A 17,421-nucleotide genomic window follows, 5' to 3' on the forward strand; every position below is an offset into this window, starting at 1 on the left:
CATGAAAAAAATTCTTCTCTCTGCCGCATTTGTGGCACTTGCCTTGATGCCGGCGATGGCGGCCGACGTCGTGGAGTTGCCGGTTGCGTCAACATACAACTGGACGGGCTTTTATTTAGGCGCGCATGTCGGCGGCGGCAAAAGCAAGGTGGACTGGGAATATAGCCTTAACGGGGCGACGGCTGATCACGATGGCAGCGGTGCTCTAGGCGGCGTTCAGGCCGGCTACAATTTCCAGAGCGGAAATATAGTCTATGGTATCGAGGCGGATATCGCGGCCGCCAAGATCGATGGGGACACATCTTGCCCAAACCCAGCCTACACTTGCGAGTCCGATGTAAAGATGCTCGGTTCGTTGCGGGGTCGAATTGGCTACACGATGGACAGGCTGCTGATTTACGGTACCGGTGGTCTCGGCTATGGAACCATAGAGATTGGCACCAGTGGTCCCGTCGGGACGAACGATACCACGAAGACCAAAGCAGGCTGGACGCTGGGTGCGGGCCTGGAATATGCCTTTAATGATCACTGGTCGCTCAAGGGCGAATACAAGTATTTCGATCTAGGCAAGGGCGATTATACGGTCGACGGCGGCGAGAATGTCGAGGCAAAGGTCCGGATACACACCGGAGTTGTCGGCCTGAACTACAAGTTCTAATCGTAAGGATCGGTTGCGGCGAGACTTTGTGTTGCACTGGACCCGGCCTCGTGCCGGGTTTTACTTTTGTCGTTTAATACCTGAACTGTTCGGCGAGAATGCGCTCGTTCCACGAATGGTTGGGATCGAACAGCAGCGTCGCCGTTGCCGTCGGCGATTCCCTTACCGTGACCGTCGTCACCGCCTTGACCTCGGTGTGGTCGGCGGCGGCGTTCACCGGCCGCTTTTCCGGCTCCAGAATGTCGAAACGCACACTCGCCTTGTTGGAGAGCAGCGCGCCGCGCCAGCGGCGCGGACGAAACGGGCTGACCGGAGTCAGCGCCAGCAGCGGAGCGTCGAGCGGCAGGATCGGCCCGTGCGCGGACAGATTGTATGCGGTCGAGCCGGCCGGCGTCGCAATCATCACGCCGTCGCAGTGCAATTCCTCCAGCCGCTCTTGCCCATCCACGGTGATGCGGATCTTGGCGGTCTGGTAGGACTGGCGCCAAAGCGCGACCTCGTTGATCGCCAGCGCCGAAATCGTCTCGCCCTCCGCCGTAACTGCCTGCATCTCCAGCGGGCGGATCGTTTCGGCAATGGCCGCCGCGATGCGCCCGGTCAAGCCGCTGGCGCGGTATTCGTTCATCAGGAAACCGATGGTGCCACGGTTCATGCCGTAGACCTTCTTTCCCGTGCTCATCGTCTCACGCAGGGTCTGCAGCAGAAAGCCGTCGCCGCCGAGCGCCACGACGATCCCGGCTTCTTCGACGGATGCCTGGCCGTAACGCGCAGAAAGGCTTTCCAGCGCCGCATTGGCGTCGGCTGTACCGGATGAGACGAAGGCGAAACGGTTGGCGGTTTTGCTCATGGCTCTCAACGACAACCGATTGGCGACGACCGTTTGGCGACCGATTGGCGGCGACCGGTTGCTGGGCCGCGCCAGCGCCGGGTTAGCATGGGTGGGCATTTCTGCAAAGGGCGGGAGGTGTCTTGATATGGCGGCCGAACATGGCGCACTCGCGCATCGTGTCGGAGGACAAAATGATGTGATGGTTAAGGCCCGCCTTAAGCCCTCGTAAAGCCGGATCGATCATGTTAGCCGGCAGCGGACGGGCGGCGTGGGGGCTAACCAGTCGAGGCCGATCTATTGCCGCTGGCACGCTTGATTATCGTCTTCCTGATGCTGGCAAGTTTTGCCCTGGCTTTCGCGGAACTGGTGCGCCAGTCGGAAGAGAAGAGTTTTAGACCGCAGCCCACCGCCTCACGCTGCGGCGACGCGGCGGGGACACCCTGTCCGCAAAGGGCGCTTTGACGTTACTACGCTGGTCCTTAACGGGCGAGCAGATGACAGCCGGCCTGGCGCTTTTGCGCGAGATACTCGTCGACAAGCTGGCGATAGCGGACTCTCCCGAAGCTCGGGAAATGGCCGCCATGCACGACCGAGACATCGAAATCGCGCAGGCGCAGCAGCGTTTCGACATAGTCGTCGATATCGGAGTGATAGACGTCGTCGATCAGCGGGCCGTCATAGATGATGTCGCCGGAAAACAGGATGCCCGTCCTGTTTTCGTAGAGCGCAACGCCGCCGGGTGAATGACCGGGCGTGTGGATCACCTCGAAGGCACGGTCGCCGAGATCGAGGATATCGCCTTGCTCGAGCAACCGGTCGGCCGGTGCGGGCAGGATCCGGTAGCGCTTCGTGTCCCAGCCTTGCGGCATGCCGTCGAACATCTCGTCGGTGGCATAGCGGTCGGCAACCGTCCATTCGTTGCGCGGGTCGGCGAGGATCCCGGCCTCGGCCGGGTGCACGCAGCGGTCGGGAAATTCGTGATGGCAGCCGATATGGTCGAAATGCGTGTGGCTGGCCACGCAGGTGAGCTTGCGCTCCGTCAGCAGCGGCACGTGGCGCCGCAAGCTGAAATGGCCGAGGCCGGTGTCGAACAGAAGATCGCTGTCGCGGCCGCGCACATGCCAGATGTTGCAGCGGAAGAACGGCTTGATCCACGGCTCGTGGATCAGCGTCACGTCATCTCCCATGCGGATCGTTTCGTACCAGTGGCCGGCGTCGATGGTTGGAAGCGTGCTCATGTTCAGTCCGCAAGCAGGATGATGTCGCCAGCATCGCACGATACCGCGACCACGTCGCCCGGCTGGACGGCCGATGCCGAGGGAACCTTGGCGATGAAATGCAGCGCCGGGTCGGTCGCGGAGGTCCCCAGAACACGCTTGAAGCTGCCCTGAAAGACGACATCGCTCACCTTGACCGTGCCAAGCGCCACGCCGCCACTGGTTGCGCCGAGGATAAGATGCTCCGGCCGGACGGCCAGCGCAACGGTCGAGCCGGCCGGCAATGTGCCAGGCACGGAGAGCGACCCAAGCTTCGTGGTGACGGTGAGCTTGCCGCTCTTCGCCTCCGTCACCGTTCCCGATATCAGCGTGCTTTCGCCCATGAAGGTCGCGGAAAAGCGCGTCGCCGGCCGTGCATAGACACGCTCGGGCGGTCCTTCGTCCTCGATGCGCCCGTCATTCATCACCACGCAATGATCGGCCAGCGCCATCGCCTCTTCCTGGTCGTGGGTGACGTGGATGAAGGCGGTGCCGACGCGTTTCTGGATCGCCTTCAACTCGTCCTGCATCTGCCGGCGCAATTTCAGGTCGAGCGCGCCGAGCGGCTCGTCGAGCAACAGCACCGCCGGCTCGACCACCAGGGCGCGCGCCAGCGCCACGCGCTGCCGCTGGCCGCCGGAAAGCTGATGCGGCTTCTTGTCGAAGGCGGTGGCGAGGCCAACCAGCGCCAGCGCCTCGCGTGCCCTTGCTGCCCGGGTTGCGCCATCGACACCCTGCATGCGCAGACCGAAGCCGACGTTGCTGCCGACGCTCATGTGCGGGAACAGCGCATAATCCTGGAACACGGTCGTCGTCGGCCGCTTCGCCGGTGGCACTGCGGTGCAGTCCTCGCCGCGGATCAGCACCTTGCCTTCGCTCGGTGTGACGAAGCCGCCGAGGATGGACAGAAGCGTCGTCTTGCCGGAGCCGGATGGCCCGAGCAGGATCGTGTAGCTGCCCGGCTCGATCGTCAGCGAGACGTTCTTCAGCACGGTGAGCTGGCCGAAGCGATGCGAGACCGAGCTTATATCGACCAGTGGCGCACTCATGCCGGCTTCCTCCGCAACAGCATCAGCTCGAACAATACCACCAGTACGATGGAGACGGCGAAGACCAGCGAGCCGACGGCGTTGGTCTTGGGATTGAGGCCGGAGCGCAGCAGGTTCCAGATCTCGACCGGCAGCGTCGTGTCGAAGCGCGTCAGCAGGAACGCGATGACGAATTCGTCCCAGGAGAAGGTCATCGACAGGAAGAAGCCGGCGAAGATCGCCGGCGCCATAACGGGTACGGTAATCAAAAGCAGCACCTTCCATTCGGCGGCGCCGAGATCGCGCGCGGCGCGCTCGATATTGATCTGGTGGTCGCCCATCTGGCTGTAGATGATGGCAAAGCAGAGCGGCAGGTTGATCACGACATGGCCGATGCCGGCGGCAAGTAGCGATTTCGGTATGCCGGTCCAGTTGAACAGCACCAGCAGCCCCATGCCGATGATGAGATAGCTGACGGTCAAGGGCAAGGTGATCAGCCCGCGCATCAGGCCCGAGCCCGGCAAGGCGAAGCGCGCAAAACCCCAGGCGGAGAGAAAGCCGAGCGTGACGGCGACAGCCGAGGAGACGACCGCCACCAGCAGCGAATTGACCAGCGCCGAAGTCAGCCGCGTGTCGGCGAGCACGGCCTCGTACCAGCGCAGCGACGGCCCGGTGAAGGGCGGGATCGGAAACGAGGTTGCCTGCAGCGAAAACAGCACCAGAACGACGACCGGCAGAAATATGAAGCCGTAGATTGCGATGGCGTAAAGGCCGGAGACGAGGCGGATGAAAGCGCGCATGGTCAGGCCCGCTCGATCTTCAGCCAGCGGGCGCAGGCGAGGTAGGCGATGGTGACCACCGCCATCAGGATGATCGACAGCGCCGAGGCGAGCGGAAAGTCGCCGCGCCGGCCGATCTGCATCATGACGAGCTGCGGCATCAAAAGCTCGTTGTTGCCGCCGAGGATCTGCGGCGTGATGTAGTCGCCGATGCACAGCACAAAGGTGAGGAAGGCACCGACCATGATGCCAGGCAAGGTCAGCGGCAGAACGACATGCAGGAAAGTCCGCAGCGGCCCGGCGCCGAGGTCGGCGGCGGCCTTGCGGTAGCTGGGGCTGAGCTGCTTCAGATTGGCGAAGATCGTCAGCGTCAACAGCATGACGAAGAAATGCACGAAGCCGGTGATGGTGGCCAAACGCGTATTGGCGAGTTGCAGCGGTTCGCCGAACAGGCCGGAGCCGGTCAACGCGCGGTTGACGACGCCGTTCTGTGCCAGCACCAGCAGCCACGAATAGGAGCGCACGACATAGGAGGTCCAGAAGGGCAGCACCGCCAGCATCAGCGCCAGCCGCTGCCAGCGCTCCGGCACCTGTTCGGCCAGAATCCAGGCAAAGGGATAGGCAAGCAGCACCGAGATAATGGTGACGATCGCTGTGACCTGTAGCGAGTTCACCATCGCCTGCCAGTAGGACTGATTGGCAAAGAATTGGCTGTAGTTGGACAGCGTGAAGCCGCCGCCTTCGTGCGCCGTCAGGCTAGATACCGCCATGGCGACGAAGGGCAGCACGAAGAACAGCAACGTCCAGCCGAGCGCCGGCGTGACCAGCGCCCAGGGCAGGGCGCGCCCGCTGTTGGCGGCGTTCACGACCGGCAGCCGGTCATTGCGCCTGCAGCATTTCGGTCCAGACGTCCTGCATCTTCTTGTCGAGATCGGCATTCGGCGCCGGATAGGCCTGGGCGCGGGCGAGGAATTCCGGCTGCTCGTCGAAGCGCAGGATCTTCTTCTGCTCGTCGCTCAGGGCCGCCTTGCTGTTGGCCGGCATGCCCCAATAGCAGGACGAGGTGGCGAGCCGCGCCTGCCCTTCGGGGCTCATAATGTACTGGATGAATTTAAGCGCCAGATCCTTGTTCTTGGAATCCTTGAACATTGCCAGCGACTGCGACCACAGCACCGCGCCTTCTTTCGGAATAGAGAAGTCGAGGGCAGGGTTTTCCTTGGCCAGCCCAGCCGTCACCCATTCGCCGCCGCCGACCAGTATGTCGACCTCGCCTGTCGCCAGCGCCGTCTGGCTGGCGGTCACTTCGCCGACCAGCTTGGCGTTGGCCTTCATTTTGAGCAGCTCTTCCTTGATGGCGGGAAGGTCAGATTCGGTCAGTTCCGCAGTCTTCTTACCGATCGCCAGTGCGGCCATGCCGATGACCGGCAGGTAATAATGGTAGATGGCGATCTTGCCCTTGTATTTGTCGCCGGTCAGCGCGGCAAGCGACTGCATGTCGGCCGGGTCGACCTTGGTCTTGTTGTAGCCGATCGTGTTGTAGCCGAACTTTTCGGTGATGCCGTAACGCTTGCCGTCGACGACGGTGGAGCTATCCATCTTCACCTGCGGAAACAGATCGGCCAACGGCAGCTTATCTTCCGGTAGCGGTTCGAACAGGCCTTTTTCGACGCCCCGCGGTATGTCGATGCTGTCGATCACCATCACGTCCCAGTCGCCCGGCTGCGACTGTTCGACGATGGCCAGGCCGGCGCCGGTGCCTTCGAACTCCTTGACATTGACCTTGACGCCGTTCGCCTCCTCGAACGGCTGCAACAGCGCCGGATCGGCGTGATCGCACCAGATCAGCGCGTTGAGGTCCTGCGCCTGAGCGAGGCTGCCAGCCGCCAGCAGCAGTGCTGCGGCGGCGCACGCGCCTTGGAGATAGCTCTTCAGAAAAGAAAGCGGATTCCTGACGGTTGGATTGGGGGTCTTTGGATTGACGGACATCGAGTGTTCTCCCTTGCCTTTTTGGCTTGTAGCAAAAAATTGAACCAATTCTAAAATTGAGTCAATTCTGTTTTTGTGGCAAACAGCCGCTATGAGCGGATTGCGGGCAAGGCAGAAGGCGGATCGGCACCGCCGCATCATCGAGGCGGCGGCGGCGCTTTTCCGCGATGCCGGCTATGAAGGCGCTAAGATCGAAACTATCGCCGCGCAGGCCGAAGTCTCGGTCGGCACGATCTACAACTACTACCAGAACAAGGGCGACATCCTCGGCGCGATCGTTTCGATGGAGGTCAACGAGGTGCTGAATGCCGGGCGCGGCGTCGTCGCCAACCCGCCAGCCAATGTCGGCGACGCTCTCGATACGCTGCTCGGCATCTATATCGAACATTCGCTGCATTATCTCAGCAAGGAGATGTGGCGGCAGGCGATGGCGATCTCGACGCAACTGCCGGACAGCCCGTTCGGCCAGGCCTACACGGCGCTCGACCGGGCACTGACCGAGCAGATTCGCGCGCTGATCGCCAGGCTACAGGCGCTCGGCCTGGTGCGCCGCGACATCGATGGTCCCGCACTCGGCGAACTCATCTTCAACAACATGAACATGATGTTCATCGAGTTCGTGAAGCGCGAGGAGGCGAGGATTGCAGAATTGCGCACGGCGATACGCAGGCAGAACCGGATATTGGTGGCGGCGATTGGGGTGTAAGACGATCAAGGGCGAGTAGGACCAGCAACACAAATCGCCGCAGCCGGAGTATCGCCTAACGGTTGATCAGCCATAGAATGGCCGAGAGCACGATGCTGACCAGTATCGCCGTGGTGATAGGGACATAAAGCCTGAAGTTCTCACGCTCGATCACGATATCGCCGGGCAGCCTGCCAAGGCCGGAGCGGGCCAACCAAGGCCACAGCAGGCCTATGGCGACTATGCTGAGACCAACGACGATCAGAGTTCGCGACATGGCATCCTGCCGGAAAGTGTCGTGCCAGAAATATAGTGTTGACGGATCTTGCAAGCAGCGCTCCACTCGATATTGCCTCTTGAGTTGAGATTGAAATCTGCTACAACCTTAACGGGCATCAAGGGAGGGATTGGATGCGGATTTCCATCTGGCATTGGGCTATACTGCTGCTGCTGATCGGCGTGCCCGTTTTCTTTGCCGTTCGGTCAGCCGCAAAGCCATTACAGGATCCTTCGGCTCTCGTCGGTTTTGGAGGCTGGCTTATGCTGCTGGCGATTGGACAGTGCTTGGCACCTTTCCGCACGCTGGCTGAGCTGTTCTCTTCGAGCGGGGGCTATCGACAGCTAATGACGCTCCCCAACGGCGCCTTGGCGGTCTACGGCGAGGTCGCCCTGTTGCTGGCGTTTCTGGTGCTCCAGCTGGTTGTGTTCGTTGCAATGCTCCGGCGGAGTTCCCGTTTCAAGCAGCTGTTCCTGTATCAATGGTTTGCAATACCAATCGTATTTATTCTGGACACGACATGGATCTCAGCGGTTATGAGCGCTCCTGTGAGCTTGGTGCTTGCAGGGGATGCGCTGGTAATGCCCGCAGTTTCTTTTGTCCTGACCGGGATCTGGGTCGCCTACGTCTACAAGTCGGTCAGGGTGAGAAACACGTTCGACCGGGCCGCGATATCCGGTCGGGTCGCGAGTGCTTCCTGAGCTTGCCGCGAGCCCTATGTATGGCAGCCGACAAAAAATGCCGGGCGCGCTGCATCGACCCGGATCACCCGGCCTGTAGGCCTGCTCGAGCGAGGATTTCAGGCGCCGGCGTGACATGCCCGTGCGGCTTGCAGTAGCCGGGGTCGATCGCGCGATAGCCAAGCAGATGGCCGAGTGGCGCCAGGATCCCCAGCGCCACTCGCTGAATAGCAGGTGGCGGGTGCGTGAAGACGATCACGTCGGCAAATTCCCTGGCGATGACCGCTGCCTGAAGCGGCGAAGGCCTGCCTTTTCTGTCCACCTTGCCGGCATTGGCCAGGCCGAAGAGCATGCCGATCAGCAGCTCGAAACGGTTCGGGTCGACATTGTCTGCACCTGGCGCCCGGTCGACTTCGACCAGCACATGCGCTTCTTCGGTTTTGCTGCTGTTCCACCAATCATGTGCGACGCCTGCTTCGACCGTGGCGGATTGGCCGGGCCCCAGGGACAAAGTCTTCCCGGCCATGCGAGCGTCGAGCCGGCCGCCGAGGACGGCAAACCGCTCCGTCAGGTTCGGGTGGTAGTGCTCGCCCACCACTGCGGCTCCCGGTCGGGCGGTCAGATGAGCGATGCCAGGTCCCTGGCCGCGGTCTTCGGTGCCACGCAGGATGACCGCATATTCGCCGGTCACCTTGTTCTCGTAGACATCTCCACAGCGTGACATGGATCAGCTCCGGGTTTCAGAGCACCGCTGCCGGCAAGCTTACGGTTAACGGGTTGGCGGTTCAACGACCGCTCGAACGAGCGATTGCGGAAACACTAGTTGCCGGCTCTTCGTCAACGCGGGCGATCAGCGCTCTATCGGACATGCTTAGGCGGGCGCGCTCGCGGAAACGGCACGACCGTCAGTGGCGCCTTGCTGAATTCCGCGATGGCTATTTCTTCAATCAGCGCGTCGAGGGCCTGGTTGACGCGTTGGCTCGTTTCATCCGCGCCGCAGAGGCGGTTTTGTGCGCACTCCAAAAGCTCGCGCGCCGCGGCGAAATCACTACGCATGACAACACCTTTGGTTTTTGGCCCGCCGCACGGGCATTGTCGGCGCGCTTAATTGAGCGAGTGCTAATATACACTGGAGCAATTTAATCGAATGCTGTTAAGTGGCCGTCGGGAGGCGGGACGAACCTATGGCCCAGCAAAAAGCAAGACAGGAATGAGCTCGGCGTCTCCTGGTAGGAGATGCTTGAGCCTGTTCTGGTTCAGGCTAAGCCGGCAATTTCACGGGAACTTTCTGGCGATCCCGACGCTCCCGGTACGTACCGTCCTAATCTTTCGTATAGTCAGGCCCAAAACGAGTCGGTAGATTGTCGGCGAGTTTCAACCAAGGGAGCTTCTCCTCAAAAGCGACATGCAGCGTAGGTGCAAATTTTTCTGGCTCCTCCATCGCCGCCGCAAAAAAATGCATGACATCAGACATGTTCTTTGAGCGGAAGGACAGCGGCGTACCACAGTGATCGCAAAATGTTCTTTCCACACCGGGAGAAGAGTTGAATACCTTCGGTAGCTTGCCCAGCCATCGCCATTGGCCGTTCAAGACGCCAATATAGGTGGTCATCGGCGCAGAACATTGCCGCCGACAACTTTCACAATGACAGACCACGCAGGCCTGTGCCGGGCCATCGACTTCAAAGGCAATAGCGCCGCATAAGCAATGACCACGCATGCAAATACTCCTCGAGTCAACAAGGACAGCTTCATGCCTGGGCGTGAGGGAGGCGCCATGAAATGCGCCGAGCTGGCGCCCAATTCCGACATTCGGCGCTGGCGATTGTCCTCGCCCGCGCGAGGCGTTGCCTCCAAGCTGCCTTCACTATCGCCTTTGCGGCATATTGAAATGTTCGTAGAGTTTCTCCGCCAGGCCGCTGGCGCCAAAGCCCGTCAATACCGATGAAAGTGCCAGCGGCGCCTTCTTGTCGAGCATGGCTTTGGCGATCATCAGATCGTCGCTTCGCTTATGAGTCCTCAGCCTAATACGATCTTGGGCGGCTTAAGAATTCTCTGGCGGCGGCAATCTGGCGTCGATGCTCGCGAAGGAATGCCGCGCCGAAGCAAATGGCGAATGCCAGTACCGAAAGGCTTGTGGTTGCTCTTGATGCAGGATCAGGATCGGGACTTACCAGGAAACGGAAGCCGAACGCCAAGGCGAAGACGACAACGCCACCAAACATGCCGCTGACGAAGGGGGCGGTCGTGCGTTTCTGCTCCAACGACAACTCCTAGGTTTTCCGCTAGGGAACTATGGTTTCCGCCAGGGAATATATGCGTTGAAGCTGATGTGCTACCGATCCTGACGGCCCCGGCCTGTGGATATCGGGGATGAGCAGATATCAAGCGCCCCGGAGGTCTCAAGAAGCCCGTGCTGGTGCCCCCGGACGGGATCGAACCGCCGACCTTCGGTTTACAAAACCGCTGCTCTACCAGCTGAGCTACAAGGGCACGGCGCTCCGGTTAACATATTTGCTGCGCCAGTAAAGACAAAACTCCGTTTTGCCCGGCATGTCACATGGGCCGTCGGCGAGGGGCATCCTGAAAAGCGCCTGATTGCTTCCTACATATGGAAACGGTGCAATCGCTTCGAGCAGGGGTGCCGCATGATCAGATTTGTCATCATTCTCCCGATCATCTTCGTGGCCTGGATGCTGCTGGTGAAGATCATCAGAGATGTGAAGAAGGCCAATGTCGACTGGACCGGCGTCACCACCATCATCGGCTTCATCGCGCTCGCCTTCTGGCTGCGCCATGTCACGGGGATGTGAAAAGAGCGAGTAGCGAATAGTGAATAGCGAATAGCAACGTAGCGAGTGGTACGTGGCGTTCCTGGCTTTCCCTGCTCGCTATTCGCTATTCGCTCCTTCTGATCTCCACCTTTCCCGCGCCGCACCGACTGAGGGTCAGAGGCGAATGGGTCGCCTCGATCAAAAGATCCAGGAGATCATCATGTTCAAGCGCACTCCTCGCCATAGGCACGGCAAGGGGTCATTTTCCTCTGATGGAGGCCCCCAATTTCCCAAGAGGGCCGCTTCGGCCGCCCTTTTGCGACTTGACCTTACGCTTGACCCGGAGCGGCAGCCTCGGCGTTTCGAGGTGATCAACGGTGCCGGCGGTCGGCGTCATTGGTCGGTGGATGACGAGGCACGGATCATCGCGGAGTCGAAACCACTCAATGGCGTCGAGCCCCTCGACTATCTCGCCGACGTACTTACCAGGATCGTCAACGGCCATCCGAACAGGCAGATCGATGACCTGCTGCCTTGGGCCTACATCCAGGCGACCGAGCTAAAGGCCGTGGCCTGTGAACACCGCTTCTCACCAGGTTTGGTCATGTCAAAGGAAGCGGGCGATATGCGAAAGGCGTGAGACAGGGACTATGAGGCAATTGGTGATCGGTTTTGGTGACGGCACTGTCACGTTTGTCCGTGAGTGGCTCGTCATTGCGCGGGGGGTACACAATCGAAATGCGAAGCGTCGTGCCGAGCACCGAAGCCAATTCTCGCTAATGATCATCTGGCCGACGGTGCTCGCGCAGGCTTGATCCTGTCGCCGCGGTTAACGTGTTCGCAAATCACCTCTTGCGGCGAAGCACGGTGGTATCTTGAGAACGCCCTTGGGGCGGCAGGCCCAATCGGGGCAGCGACGGGATACCGTGTGATTCGTTATGCTGACGAAGCCTGCCAAATCTGCATTGCCAAGAGAGTGCTTGTGGCGCAAAAAGTCCGCGCCACGGGCCGAACGAACCACAGAAGAAGGAATCTGATTCAGAACTTATAGGCTAGGCCAATCCGAAGGTCGTTAGTCTTCAGATCCACGTCGTAGTTCTCAAAGAGAACGGCTCCAGCGCTCTTCGTCCCGAAATCGGCGTAGCGATATTCCACACGGCCGATAAGGTTGTCGGTAAATGCATAATCCGCGCCGACGCCTACTGTCCACCCGCTCAAAGTTCTGTCGAAGGCATGTTCTGTTACCCCGCCGGCAGTGTTCCCGACATCATAGTGAGCAAATGCACCGCCCGCAGTAACGTAGGGCAGAAACCTATTGATACTATAGCCGACACGACCCCGTATTGACGCCGTCCAGTCAACTTTCCCATCGAAGCTCTGGCCAGCAATCGGAACGCCCCCCTCGAGGGTTGGGGTTGACCCGTGAACATCCGCGTAGTTGATGTCGCCTTCGATGCCGAGCACCACGCTATTGCGTAACTGGAAGTTGTAACCTCCGTAGATGCCGCCAACGAAGCCCTTCGGGTCCATCGGAGCATCAATCGCCAAAAAGGCGGTATAATCAGCCTTTGATTTCGCCCAACTATATCCGGCTTCCAGACCAATATAGGCCCCCGTCCAGTTGAAAGAAGTGGCTACCGGCTCTTCCATCACGGCATCCGCCGATAATGCGGAAGTAGTGAGTGCAGCCACAAAACTCGCCGCCGTAAAAATGATCGCCCGCATAAAACCCCTCTTAAATTATTATTGTGATGAACAATCAGCAGCATCGCATTTTATGCTGTGACAGTTGCGCCACAGCAACCGGAGAAAGATGGCTTGGTTCGACCGTTCCGTTGACGTGTGCGTCCTCTGCTGCGGTGCCCTTCCCGAGAGTGGGTGACAGTTCGTTCCGGAGACATGGGTTACATTTTCGGCCCTTTGCAAGGAGAGCAAGGTGCCTGGAAGTAGTGTAACGTCATGGAAGAGCGGCTGAAGTTCATCGCCCGGCTGCTGGACGGCGAGAAGATGGCGGTGCTTTGCCGGGAGTTCGATATCTCGCGCAAGACCGGCTACAAGATCCTCACGCGCTACAACGACAGTGGCCTGGAGGGGCTGACGGACCGCTCGCGGCGACCGTATCGCCACGCCAATTAGCTTCCGTTTCAAATCGAGAAGCTGATTGTGCGACCGAAGCAGGACAAGCCGACATGGGGTGCACCGAAGATACGCGAGCGGTTGGCGCGGCTGTATCCCGATGTGCACAGACCACCGATCTCGACGGTGCATGTGGTTCTCGACTGCCATCGCCTATTCGAGCACCGCAAACGGCGACGCAACAGGGCGACGGGGACACCGCTTTCGAGCTACGCGGCGACCGCAAAGACAATGAGCCCGACGAGTGAACGCTCGTACCGCAAAGGGGGAGATTGGCCATAGCCAACGTCCTCGCCAATCTCTTGCAGGTCGAACTCGCCGCCAGCACGAATTCGGCCCAGGCGAACCAAGCCGCTCCAAGAAAATCGAAAAAAAGATTCGAACCTTTGTCCTTGCCGCGACGACAGATCATCAAGAGGCGGATGGATCGCCTCGGTCAACGAAGCAAGGAGATCGTCATGTTCACACGCACACTCGTTTCCGGCGTCATCGCCACCGCCGTCGCCGCCAGCACACTGCTCGGCACCCGTCAGCCTTCGGCCGCCCATCAAAACCACAAGCACCTCGGCATCGGTATTGCCGCAGGCGTCGGCGGCTTCCTGTTCGGCAGTGCGCTGGCCCAGCCGCGCACCGTCTATATCGAGGAAGACGGCGGCTCGTGGCACGTCCGGCGCTGCCTCAATCGCTACCAGAGCTACGACCCGTACTCGGACACCTATATCGGCTACGACGGTTATCGCCATCGCTGCCGGCTTTGAGAGCCACTATGCCAGCTTGAGAGGAGGCGACCGTTTCAGGCAACCGGAAGAAGGGGCACCCCCACTGCCCCTTTTTCTGCGTGTCTGAGTGGCAGGGCAGAGGGGTTGTTCCTCCGACCTCTTAGGACCTGGGTTCCTCTCCCCACCTCCGTGGGGCGAGGAACCCAAGCTGGAATAAAGTCGCGCTCCGTCAGCCTCTCTGTCCTGTCGAACATCGCTTAAGGCGAGATCGGATGCCGCTTCAGCATTCACCAACACTCTTGCCGATGTACAGGGATTTCCCGACAGCCTAATCTACTGCCGAGCCGAAACAGGGAGAGAGGGCGCTTGGGCGAGCACGATCCGAACGAAGAGCCGATCGAGACGGTTTTCCGCAACGGCACAATCACCACCGTCGGCATCCTGCTGGCGTTCTCGCTGGGCTTCATCACGCATTGGGCCGCCAACCCGATACCATGGGAAATCTATCACCTGGCTGCCGTCGTGCCGATTTTGATCGGCATTGCCCTGCAGATACGAGCGCTGCGGTTGCTGCTCGACATAACGTCTCTACAACGGCGCGTTTATGAACGCGCCAATCGTATCTTCATTGCCGGCCTCATCTTCACCGCCTGCGGAGTTGGGCTGGCGATGCTGCTTGATTTCTACGACCTGTCGACCAAGAGCGCGGTGCCCGGGGGCTAGCTCTGGCCATCCTGGCAGATGTCGCACCATTCGGCGCTGGTCAGCGCTGCCATGCGCTCGGTTCGCTGCCAAGGCCGGGAGGGGTCGGCAGGCCGCCGATCATCCTAGTCACCTGCGCTGCTGCATCGCGCACCAGCGGGCCGATTTCGGCCAGCCGCTCCGGTGTGACCCGTACCGTCGGCCCGGAGACCGAGACGCCGCCGATCGGTTCGCCGAATTCGTTGAAGATGGCGGCGGCGACACAGCGCATACCTGGATGCCGCTCCTCGTCATCGACCGACCAGCCGCGCAGCTTGATCGTCACCAGATCGCGGGCGAGCGCCGAGATGTCGGACAACGTGTTTTCGGTGAAGCGCTCCAGCCCGGCCTGGCGCAGTATGGTGGCAACGCGCTCCGGCTCGAGATGCGCCAGCACCGCCTTGCCGATGCCCGAGGCATGAAAGGAACTTCGCGTGCCCGGCCGGAAGAAGGCGCGGATCGCCTGGTGCGTCTCGACCTGGCTGACGAAGACCACGCAATCGTCCTCGGCGACGCCGAGATTGGCGGTCTCGCCGGTCTTCTCCATCAATTCCTGCATGACGATACGGGCGCGGTCGACCAGCTTGCGGCGGCGCAGGAACGCTGCGCCCATGCGATAGGTCTCGACGCCGATCGACCACAGCTGGTCGGTGCCTTCGAACTCGACCATGCCATGGTTCTCCAGCGTCGTCAGCATGCGGTAGGCGGTGGATGCCGGCAGGCCGGAACCGGCGGCGATCTCGCTCAACGACAGGCCGCTGCCATCGGCGACGATTGCCAGGATGCGCAGCGCCCGGTCCAGCGACTGCACCGAGGCGGCCTCGGACGGCCCGTTGAAAGCGCGCGGCCGGCCGCGCGGCCGGTTTTCGGTGGTTTCCATCAGGCCATTCTCCGCTCTGTTCGCCCAACAAGCAATGAAAAAGTTTTTCATCCGCCGGCGAAGCTAATTTATGGAAAACAGAAAGGCCAATCAATTCAAGCAGCAAGAGCCGTTCCCTAGAAATGAAAAAATATTCTGAAAAAATTGAAAAATAATCGACGCACTGGCATCATCAGCCATCAACAATTCCGTGGAGGCTGACATGGCCAAGATGCGCGCAGTCGACGCAGCGGTTCTCGTTCTCGAAAAGGAAGGCATCTCGTGTGCCTTCGGCGTGCCGGGTGCTGCGATCAACCCGCTCTATTCGGCGCTGAAGGCGAGGGGCACCATCCGCCACATCCTTGCGCGGCACGTCGAGGCGGCCTCGCATATGGCGGAAGGGTTTACCCGCGCCAGATCGGGCAATATCGGTCTGTGCATCGGCACTTCGGGTCCGGCCGGCACCGACATGATCACCGGCCTCTATTCGGCCGCCGCCGATTCTATCCCCATCCTCTGCATCACCGGGCAGGCGCCGCGGGCGCGTCTCAACAAGGAGGATTTTCAGGCCGTCGATATCGCGGCCATCGCCGCACCCGTGGCCAAATGGGCGGTCACCGTCATGGAACCTTATCTGGTGCCGATGGCGCTGCAGAAGGCGTTCCATCTGATGCGCTCGTCGCGGCCGGGGCCGGTGCTGGTCGACCTGCCGGTCGATGTGCAACTGGCGGAGATCGAGTTCGACATCGATGCCTACGAGCCGCTGGTGCCGTTCAAGCCGGCAATGTCGCGCGCTCAGGCGGAGAAGGCGCTGAAGATGCTCGACGCGGCGGAAAAGCCCGTGATCGTCGCTGGCGGCGGCATTATCAACGCCGATGCGTCGGACCTGTTGATAGAATTCGCCGAAGTCACTGGTGTGCCTGTCATTCCGACGCTGATGGGCTGGGGCGCGATCCCCGACGACCACCGCCTGATGGCCGGCATGTGCGGACTGCAGACCTCGCATCGCTACGGCAATGCGACGATGCTCGAGGCCGATCTCGTTTTCGGCATCGGCAACCGCTGGGCCAACCGCCACACCGGTTCGGTCGATGTCTACACCAAGGGCAAGAAGTTCATCCACGTCGATATCGAGCCGACGCAGATCGGCCGCGTCTTCGCACCGGACCTTGGCGTCGTCTCGGATGCCGGTGCAGCGCTTAAGATGCTGCTCGACGTCGCCACCGAGTGGAGGACGGCCGGAAAATTGCGCGACTGGTCGGGCTGGGCCGGCGAATGCCGGCAGCGCAAGAAGACGATGAAGCGCAAGACCCACTTCGACCAGGTGCCGCTGAAGCCGCAGCGCGTCTACGAGGAGATGAACAAGGCGTTCGGCCGCGACACCACCTATGTCACCACGATCGGCCTGTCGCAGATCGCCGGGGCGCAATTCCTGCATGTCTACAAGCCGCGCAACTGGATCAATTGCGGCCAGGCCGGACCGCTCGGCTGGACATTGCCGGCAGCGCTCGGCGTTCGCGCCGCCGATCCGGACCGCACAATTGTGGCATTGTCCGGCGACTATGATTTCCAGTTCATGATCGAGGAACTGGCGGCCGGCGCACAGCACAGATTGCCCTACATCCATGTCGTGGTGAACAACGCCTATCTCGGGCTGATCCGCCAGGCGCAGCGCGGGTTTTCGATGGATTTCGAAGTCAGCCTGGCCTTCGAGAACGTCAATCGACAGGGCGATGCCGAAGCTGGCTATGGCGTCGATCACGTCGCGGTTGCCGAGGCGATGGGCTGCAAGGCAGTCCGGGTGCGCAGGCCGGAGGAATTCGCCGGTGCCTTCGAAGAGGCAAAGCGCCTGATGAACCAGCACCAGGTTCCGGTGGTGCTCGAATTCATCCTCGAGCGCGTCACCAATGTTTCAATGGGCACCGAAATCGACAAGATCACCGAATTCGAGGAGCTTGCCGAGCGCCATGAAGATGCCCCCACGGCGATCGTCATGCTCGATTAAGCCGCATAT

The 17,421-nt window shown here is 60.7% G+C and carries 22 protein-coding genes, 1 tRNA gene and 2 pseudogenes; 9 read left to right on the forward strand and 16 right to left on the reverse strand.

Annotated features, from left to right (window positions below; all coding sequences use genetic code 11):
• Position 1 precedes the first annotated feature (1 nt).
• Positions 2–658 (forward strand): outer membrane protein, encoded by a 657-nt coding sequence (locus NKJ17_RS21480; protein ID WP_352477471.1) that lies wholly within the window; start codon positions 2–4, stop codon positions 656–658.
• 73 nt (positions 659–731) lie between these two features.
• Here NKJ17_RS21480 and NKJ17_RS21485 read toward each other — a convergent pair whose 3' ends face one another.
• The 6 genes from NKJ17_RS21485 to NKJ17_RS21510 all read right to left on the reverse strand — a co-directional run bounded on the left by NKJ17_RS21485 (position 732) and on the right by NKJ17_RS21510 (position 6,536).
• Complete coding sequence (locus tag NKJ17_RS21485; protein ID WP_352508554.1) at positions 732–1,505, reverse strand: NAD kinase; 774 nt, start codon at positions 1,503–1,505, stop codon at positions 732–734.
• Between the two features lie 461 nt (positions 1,506–1,966).
• Positions 1,967–2,725 carry an MBL fold metallo-hydrolase gene (locus NKJ17_RS21490; protein ID WP_352508553.1) on the reverse strand — a complete coding sequence of 253 codons (759 nt, stop codon included), beginning with the start codon at positions 2,723–2,725 and terminating at the stop codon, positions 1,967–1,969.
• Between the two features lie 2 nt (positions 2,726–2,727).
• The gene (locus NKJ17_RS21495; protein WP_352508552.1) at positions 2,728–3,792 is read right to left on the reverse strand and encodes an ABC transporter ATP-binding protein; all 1,065 of its coding nucleotides are present in this window, start codon (positions 3,790–3,792) and stop codon (positions 2,728–2,730) included.
• Positions 3,789–4,571: an ABC transporter permease gene (locus NKJ17_RS21500; RefSeq protein WP_352689928.1), complete on the reverse strand. Its 783-nt coding sequence runs from the start codon at positions 4,569–4,571 to the stop codon at positions 3,789–3,791. The genes NKJ17_RS21495 and NKJ17_RS21500 overlap by 4 nt, the downstream gene beginning before the upstream one ends.
• A 2-nt stretch (positions 4,572–4,573) precedes the next feature.
• Positions 4,574–5,416, reverse strand: coding sequence for an ABC transporter permease (locus NKJ17_RS21505; protein WP_502896212.1), 843 nt, complete (start codon positions 5,414–5,416; stop codon positions 4,574–4,576).
• A 13-nt stretch (positions 5,417–5,429) separates the two neighbouring features.
• Positions 5,430–6,536, reverse strand: coding sequence for a polyamine ABC transporter substrate-binding protein (locus NKJ17_RS21510; RefSeq protein WP_352689929.1), 1,107 nt, complete (start codon positions 6,534–6,536; stop codon positions 5,430–5,432).
• Positions 6,537–6,627: 91 nt separating this feature from the next.
• Between NKJ17_RS21510 and NKJ17_RS21515 the strand changes: the two genes are divergently transcribed.
• A complete protein-coding gene (locus tag NKJ17_RS21515; RefSeq protein ID WP_254817119.1) occupies positions 6,628–7,242 on the forward strand; it encodes a TetR/AcrR family transcriptional regulator in 615 nt (204 codons plus the stop codon).
• Positions 7,243–7,297: 55 nt separating this feature from the next.
• Here NKJ17_RS21515 and NKJ17_RS21520 read toward each other — a convergent pair whose 3' ends face one another.
• Positions 7,298–7,498: a DUF2905 domain-containing protein gene (locus tag NKJ17_RS21520; protein WP_254817120.1), complete on the reverse strand. Its 201-nt coding sequence runs from the start codon at positions 7,496–7,498 to the stop codon at positions 7,298–7,300.
• 134 nt (positions 7,499–7,632) lie between these two features.
• Here NKJ17_RS21520 and NKJ17_RS21525 point away from each other — a divergent pair, with 134 nt between their 5' ends.
• Entirely contained in the window at positions 7,633–8,199 is a 567-nt protein-coding gene (locus NKJ17_RS21525) for a DUF2569 family protein (protein WP_352689930.1), read from the forward strand.
• Between the two features lie 64 nt (positions 8,200–8,263).
• Here NKJ17_RS21525 and NKJ17_RS21530 read toward each other — a convergent pair whose 3' ends face one another.
• From NKJ17_RS21530 to NKJ17_RS21555, 6 genes are all read right to left on the reverse strand, one after another.
• Positions 8,264–8,902 carry a cupin domain-containing protein gene (locus NKJ17_RS21530; RefSeq protein ID WP_352689931.1) on the reverse strand — a complete coding sequence of 213 codons (639 nt, stop codon included), beginning with the start codon at positions 8,900–8,902 and terminating at the stop codon, positions 8,264–8,266.
• A gap of 134 nt (positions 8,903–9,036) precedes the next feature.
• A complete protein-coding gene (locus NKJ17_RS21535; protein WP_352689932.1) occupies positions 9,037–9,234 on the reverse strand; it encodes a hypothetical protein in 198 nt (65 codons plus the stop codon).
• 265 nt (positions 9,235–9,499) lie between these two features.
• Positions 9,500–9,898 (reverse strand): GFA family protein, encoded by a 399-nt coding sequence (locus NKJ17_RS21540; RefSeq protein WP_352508546.1) that lies wholly within the window; start codon positions 9,896–9,898, stop codon positions 9,500–9,502.
• A 147-nt stretch (positions 9,899–10,045) separates the two neighbouring features.
• Positions 10,046–10,171, reverse strand: coding sequence for a hypothetical protein (locus NKJ17_RS21545; protein WP_302894114.1), 126 nt, complete (start codon positions 10,169–10,171; stop codon positions 10,046–10,048).
• Between the two features lie 31 nt (positions 10,172–10,202).
• A complete protein-coding gene (locus tag NKJ17_RS21550) occupies positions 10,203–10,442 on the reverse strand; it encodes a hypothetical protein (protein ID WP_352509827.1) in 240 nt (79 codons plus the stop codon).
• Between the two features lie 153 nt (positions 10,443–10,595).
• Positions 10,596–10,671, reverse strand: a tRNA-Thr gene (locus tag NKJ17_RS21555).
• A 155-nt stretch (positions 10,672–10,826) separates the two neighbouring features.
• Here NKJ17_RS21555 and NKJ17_RS21560 point away from each other — a divergent pair.
• Positions 10,827–10,991 (forward strand): hypothetical protein, encoded by a 165-nt coding sequence (locus tag NKJ17_RS21560; RefSeq protein WP_352509826.1) that lies wholly within the window; start codon positions 10,827–10,829, stop codon positions 10,989–10,991.
• 385 nt (positions 10,992–11,376) lie between these two features.
• A pseudogene (locus NKJ17_RS21565) lies at positions 11,377–11,526 on the forward strand (transposase domain-containing protein); the annotation flags it as partial.
• A 464-nt stretch (positions 11,527–11,990) separates the two neighbouring features.
• Here NKJ17_RS21565 and NKJ17_RS21570 read toward each other — a convergent pair.
• Positions 11,991–12,677: an outer membrane protein gene (locus NKJ17_RS21570; protein WP_352689933.1), complete on the reverse strand. Its 687-nt coding sequence runs from the start codon at positions 12,675–12,677 to the stop codon at positions 11,991–11,993.
• A gap of 234 nt (positions 12,678–12,911) precedes the next feature.
• Here NKJ17_RS21570 and NKJ17_RS34095 point away from each other — a divergent pair.
• Positions 12,912–13,295: pseudogene (locus tag NKJ17_RS34095) on the forward strand (helix-turn-helix domain-containing protein); the annotation flags it as partial.
• 2 nt (positions 13,296–13,297) lie between these two features.
• Here NKJ17_RS34095 and NKJ17_RS21580 read toward each other — a convergent pair.
• Positions 13,298–13,528: a hypothetical protein gene (locus NKJ17_RS21580; protein WP_352509822.1), complete on the reverse strand. Its 231-nt coding sequence runs from the start codon at positions 13,526–13,528 to the stop codon at positions 13,298–13,300.
• Between the two features lie 18 nt (positions 13,529–13,546).
• Here NKJ17_RS21580 and NKJ17_RS21585 point away from each other — a divergent pair, with 18 nt between their 5' ends.
• Together NKJ17_RS21585 and NKJ17_RS21590 are read left to right on the forward strand one after the other, a co-directional pair.
• The gene (locus NKJ17_RS21585; RefSeq protein ID WP_352509821.1) at positions 13,547–13,846 is read left to right on the forward strand and encodes a BA14K family protein; all 300 of its coding nucleotides are present in this window, start codon (positions 13,547–13,549) and stop codon (positions 13,844–13,846) included.
• Positions 13,847–14,173: 327 nt separating this feature from the next.
• Complete coding sequence (locus NKJ17_RS21590) at positions 14,174–14,530, forward strand: hypothetical protein (protein WP_352477490.1); 357 nt, start codon at positions 14,174–14,176, stop codon at positions 14,528–14,530.
• A 40-nt stretch (positions 14,531–14,570) separates the two neighbouring features.
• Here the strand turns inward: NKJ17_RS21590 and bhcR are convergent, their stop codons facing one another.
• Entirely contained in the window at positions 14,571–15,428 is an 858-nt protein-coding gene (gene bhcR / locus NKJ17_RS21595; RefSeq protein ID WP_352689934.1) for an HTH-type transcriptional regulator BhcR, read from the reverse strand.
• A 202-nt stretch (positions 15,429–15,630) separates the two neighbouring features.
• Between bhcR and gcl the strand changes: the two genes are divergently transcribed.
• Positions 15,631–17,412, forward strand: coding sequence for a glyoxylate carboligase (gcl, locus tag NKJ17_RS21600; protein WP_352509819.1), 1,782 nt, complete (start codon positions 15,631–15,633; stop codon positions 17,410–17,412).
• Positions 17,413–17,421: the final 9 nt, after the last annotated feature.

The sequence above is a fragment of the Mesorhizobium sp. M0208 genome (assembly GCF_040322015.1).
Lineage (GTDB): Bacteria > Pseudomonadota > Alphaproteobacteria > Rhizobiales > Rhizobiaceae > Mesorhizobium.

Coding starts and splice junctions, on each gene's coding strand:
- NKJ17_RS21480 (WP_352477471.1), top strand. CDS start 2: ATGAAAAAAATTCTTCTCTCTGCCGCATTTGTGGCACTTGCCTTGATG.
- NKJ17_RS21485 (WP_352508554.1), bottom strand. CDS start 1,505: ATGAGCAAAACCGCCAACCGTTTCGCCTTCGTCTCATCCGGTACAGCC.
- NKJ17_RS21490 (WP_352508553.1), bottom strand. CDS start 2,725: ATGAGCACGCTTCCAACCATCGACGCCGGCCACTGGTACGAAACGATC.
- NKJ17_RS21495 (WP_352508552.1), bottom strand. CDS start 3,792: ATGAGTGCGCCACTGGTCGATATAAGCTCGGTCTCGCATCGCTTCGGC.
- NKJ17_RS21500 (WP_352689928.1), bottom strand. CDS start 4,571: ATGCGCGCTTTCATCCGCCTCGTCTCCGGCCTTTACGCCATCGCAATC.
- NKJ17_RS21510 (WP_352689929.1), bottom strand. CDS start 6,536: ATGTCCGTCAATCCAAAGACCCCCAATCCAACCGTCAGGAATCCGCTT.
- NKJ17_RS21515 (WP_254817119.1), top strand. CDS start 6,628: ATGAGCGGATTGCGGGCAAGGCAGAAGGCGGATCGGCACCGCCGCATC.
- NKJ17_RS21520 (WP_254817120.1), bottom strand. CDS start 7,498: ATGTCGCGAACTCTGATCGTCGTTGGTCTCAGCATAGTCGCCATAGGC.
- NKJ17_RS21525 (WP_352689930.1), top strand. CDS start 7,633: ATGCGGATTTCCATCTGGCATTGGGCTATACTGCTGCTGCTGATCGGC.
- NKJ17_RS21530 (WP_352689931.1), bottom strand. CDS start 8,902: ATGTCACGCTGTGGAGATGTCTACGAGAACAAGGTGACCGGCGAATAT.
- NKJ17_RS21535 (WP_352689932.1), bottom strand. CDS start 9,234: ATGCGTAGTGATTTCGCCGCGGCGCGCGAGCTTTTGGAGTGCGCACAA.
- NKJ17_RS21540 (WP_352508546.1), bottom strand. CDS start 9,898: ATGCGTGGTCATTGCTTATGCGGCGCTATTGCCTTTGAAGTCGATGGC.
- NKJ17_RS21545 (WP_302894114.1), bottom strand. CDS start 10,171: ATGATCGCCAAAGCCATGCTCGACAAGAAGGCGCCGCTGGCACTTTCA.
- NKJ17_RS21560 (WP_352509826.1), top strand. CDS start 10,827: ATGATCAGATTTGTCATCATTCTCCCGATCATCTTCGTGGCCTGGATG.
- NKJ17_RS21570 (WP_352689933.1), bottom strand. CDS start 12,677: ATGCGGGCGATCATTTTTACGGCGGCGAGTTTTGTGGCTGCACTCACT.
- NKJ17_RS21585 (WP_352509821.1), top strand. CDS start 13,547: ATGTTCACACGCACACTCGTTTCCGGCGTCATCGCCACCGCCGTCGCC.
- bhcR (WP_352689934.1), bottom strand. CDS start 15,428: ATGGAAACCACCGAAAACCGGCCGCGCGGCCGGCCGCGCGCTTTCAAC.
- gcl (WP_352509819.1), top strand. CDS start 15,631: ATGGCCAAGATGCGCGCAGTCGACGCAGCGGTTCTCGTTCTCGAAAAG.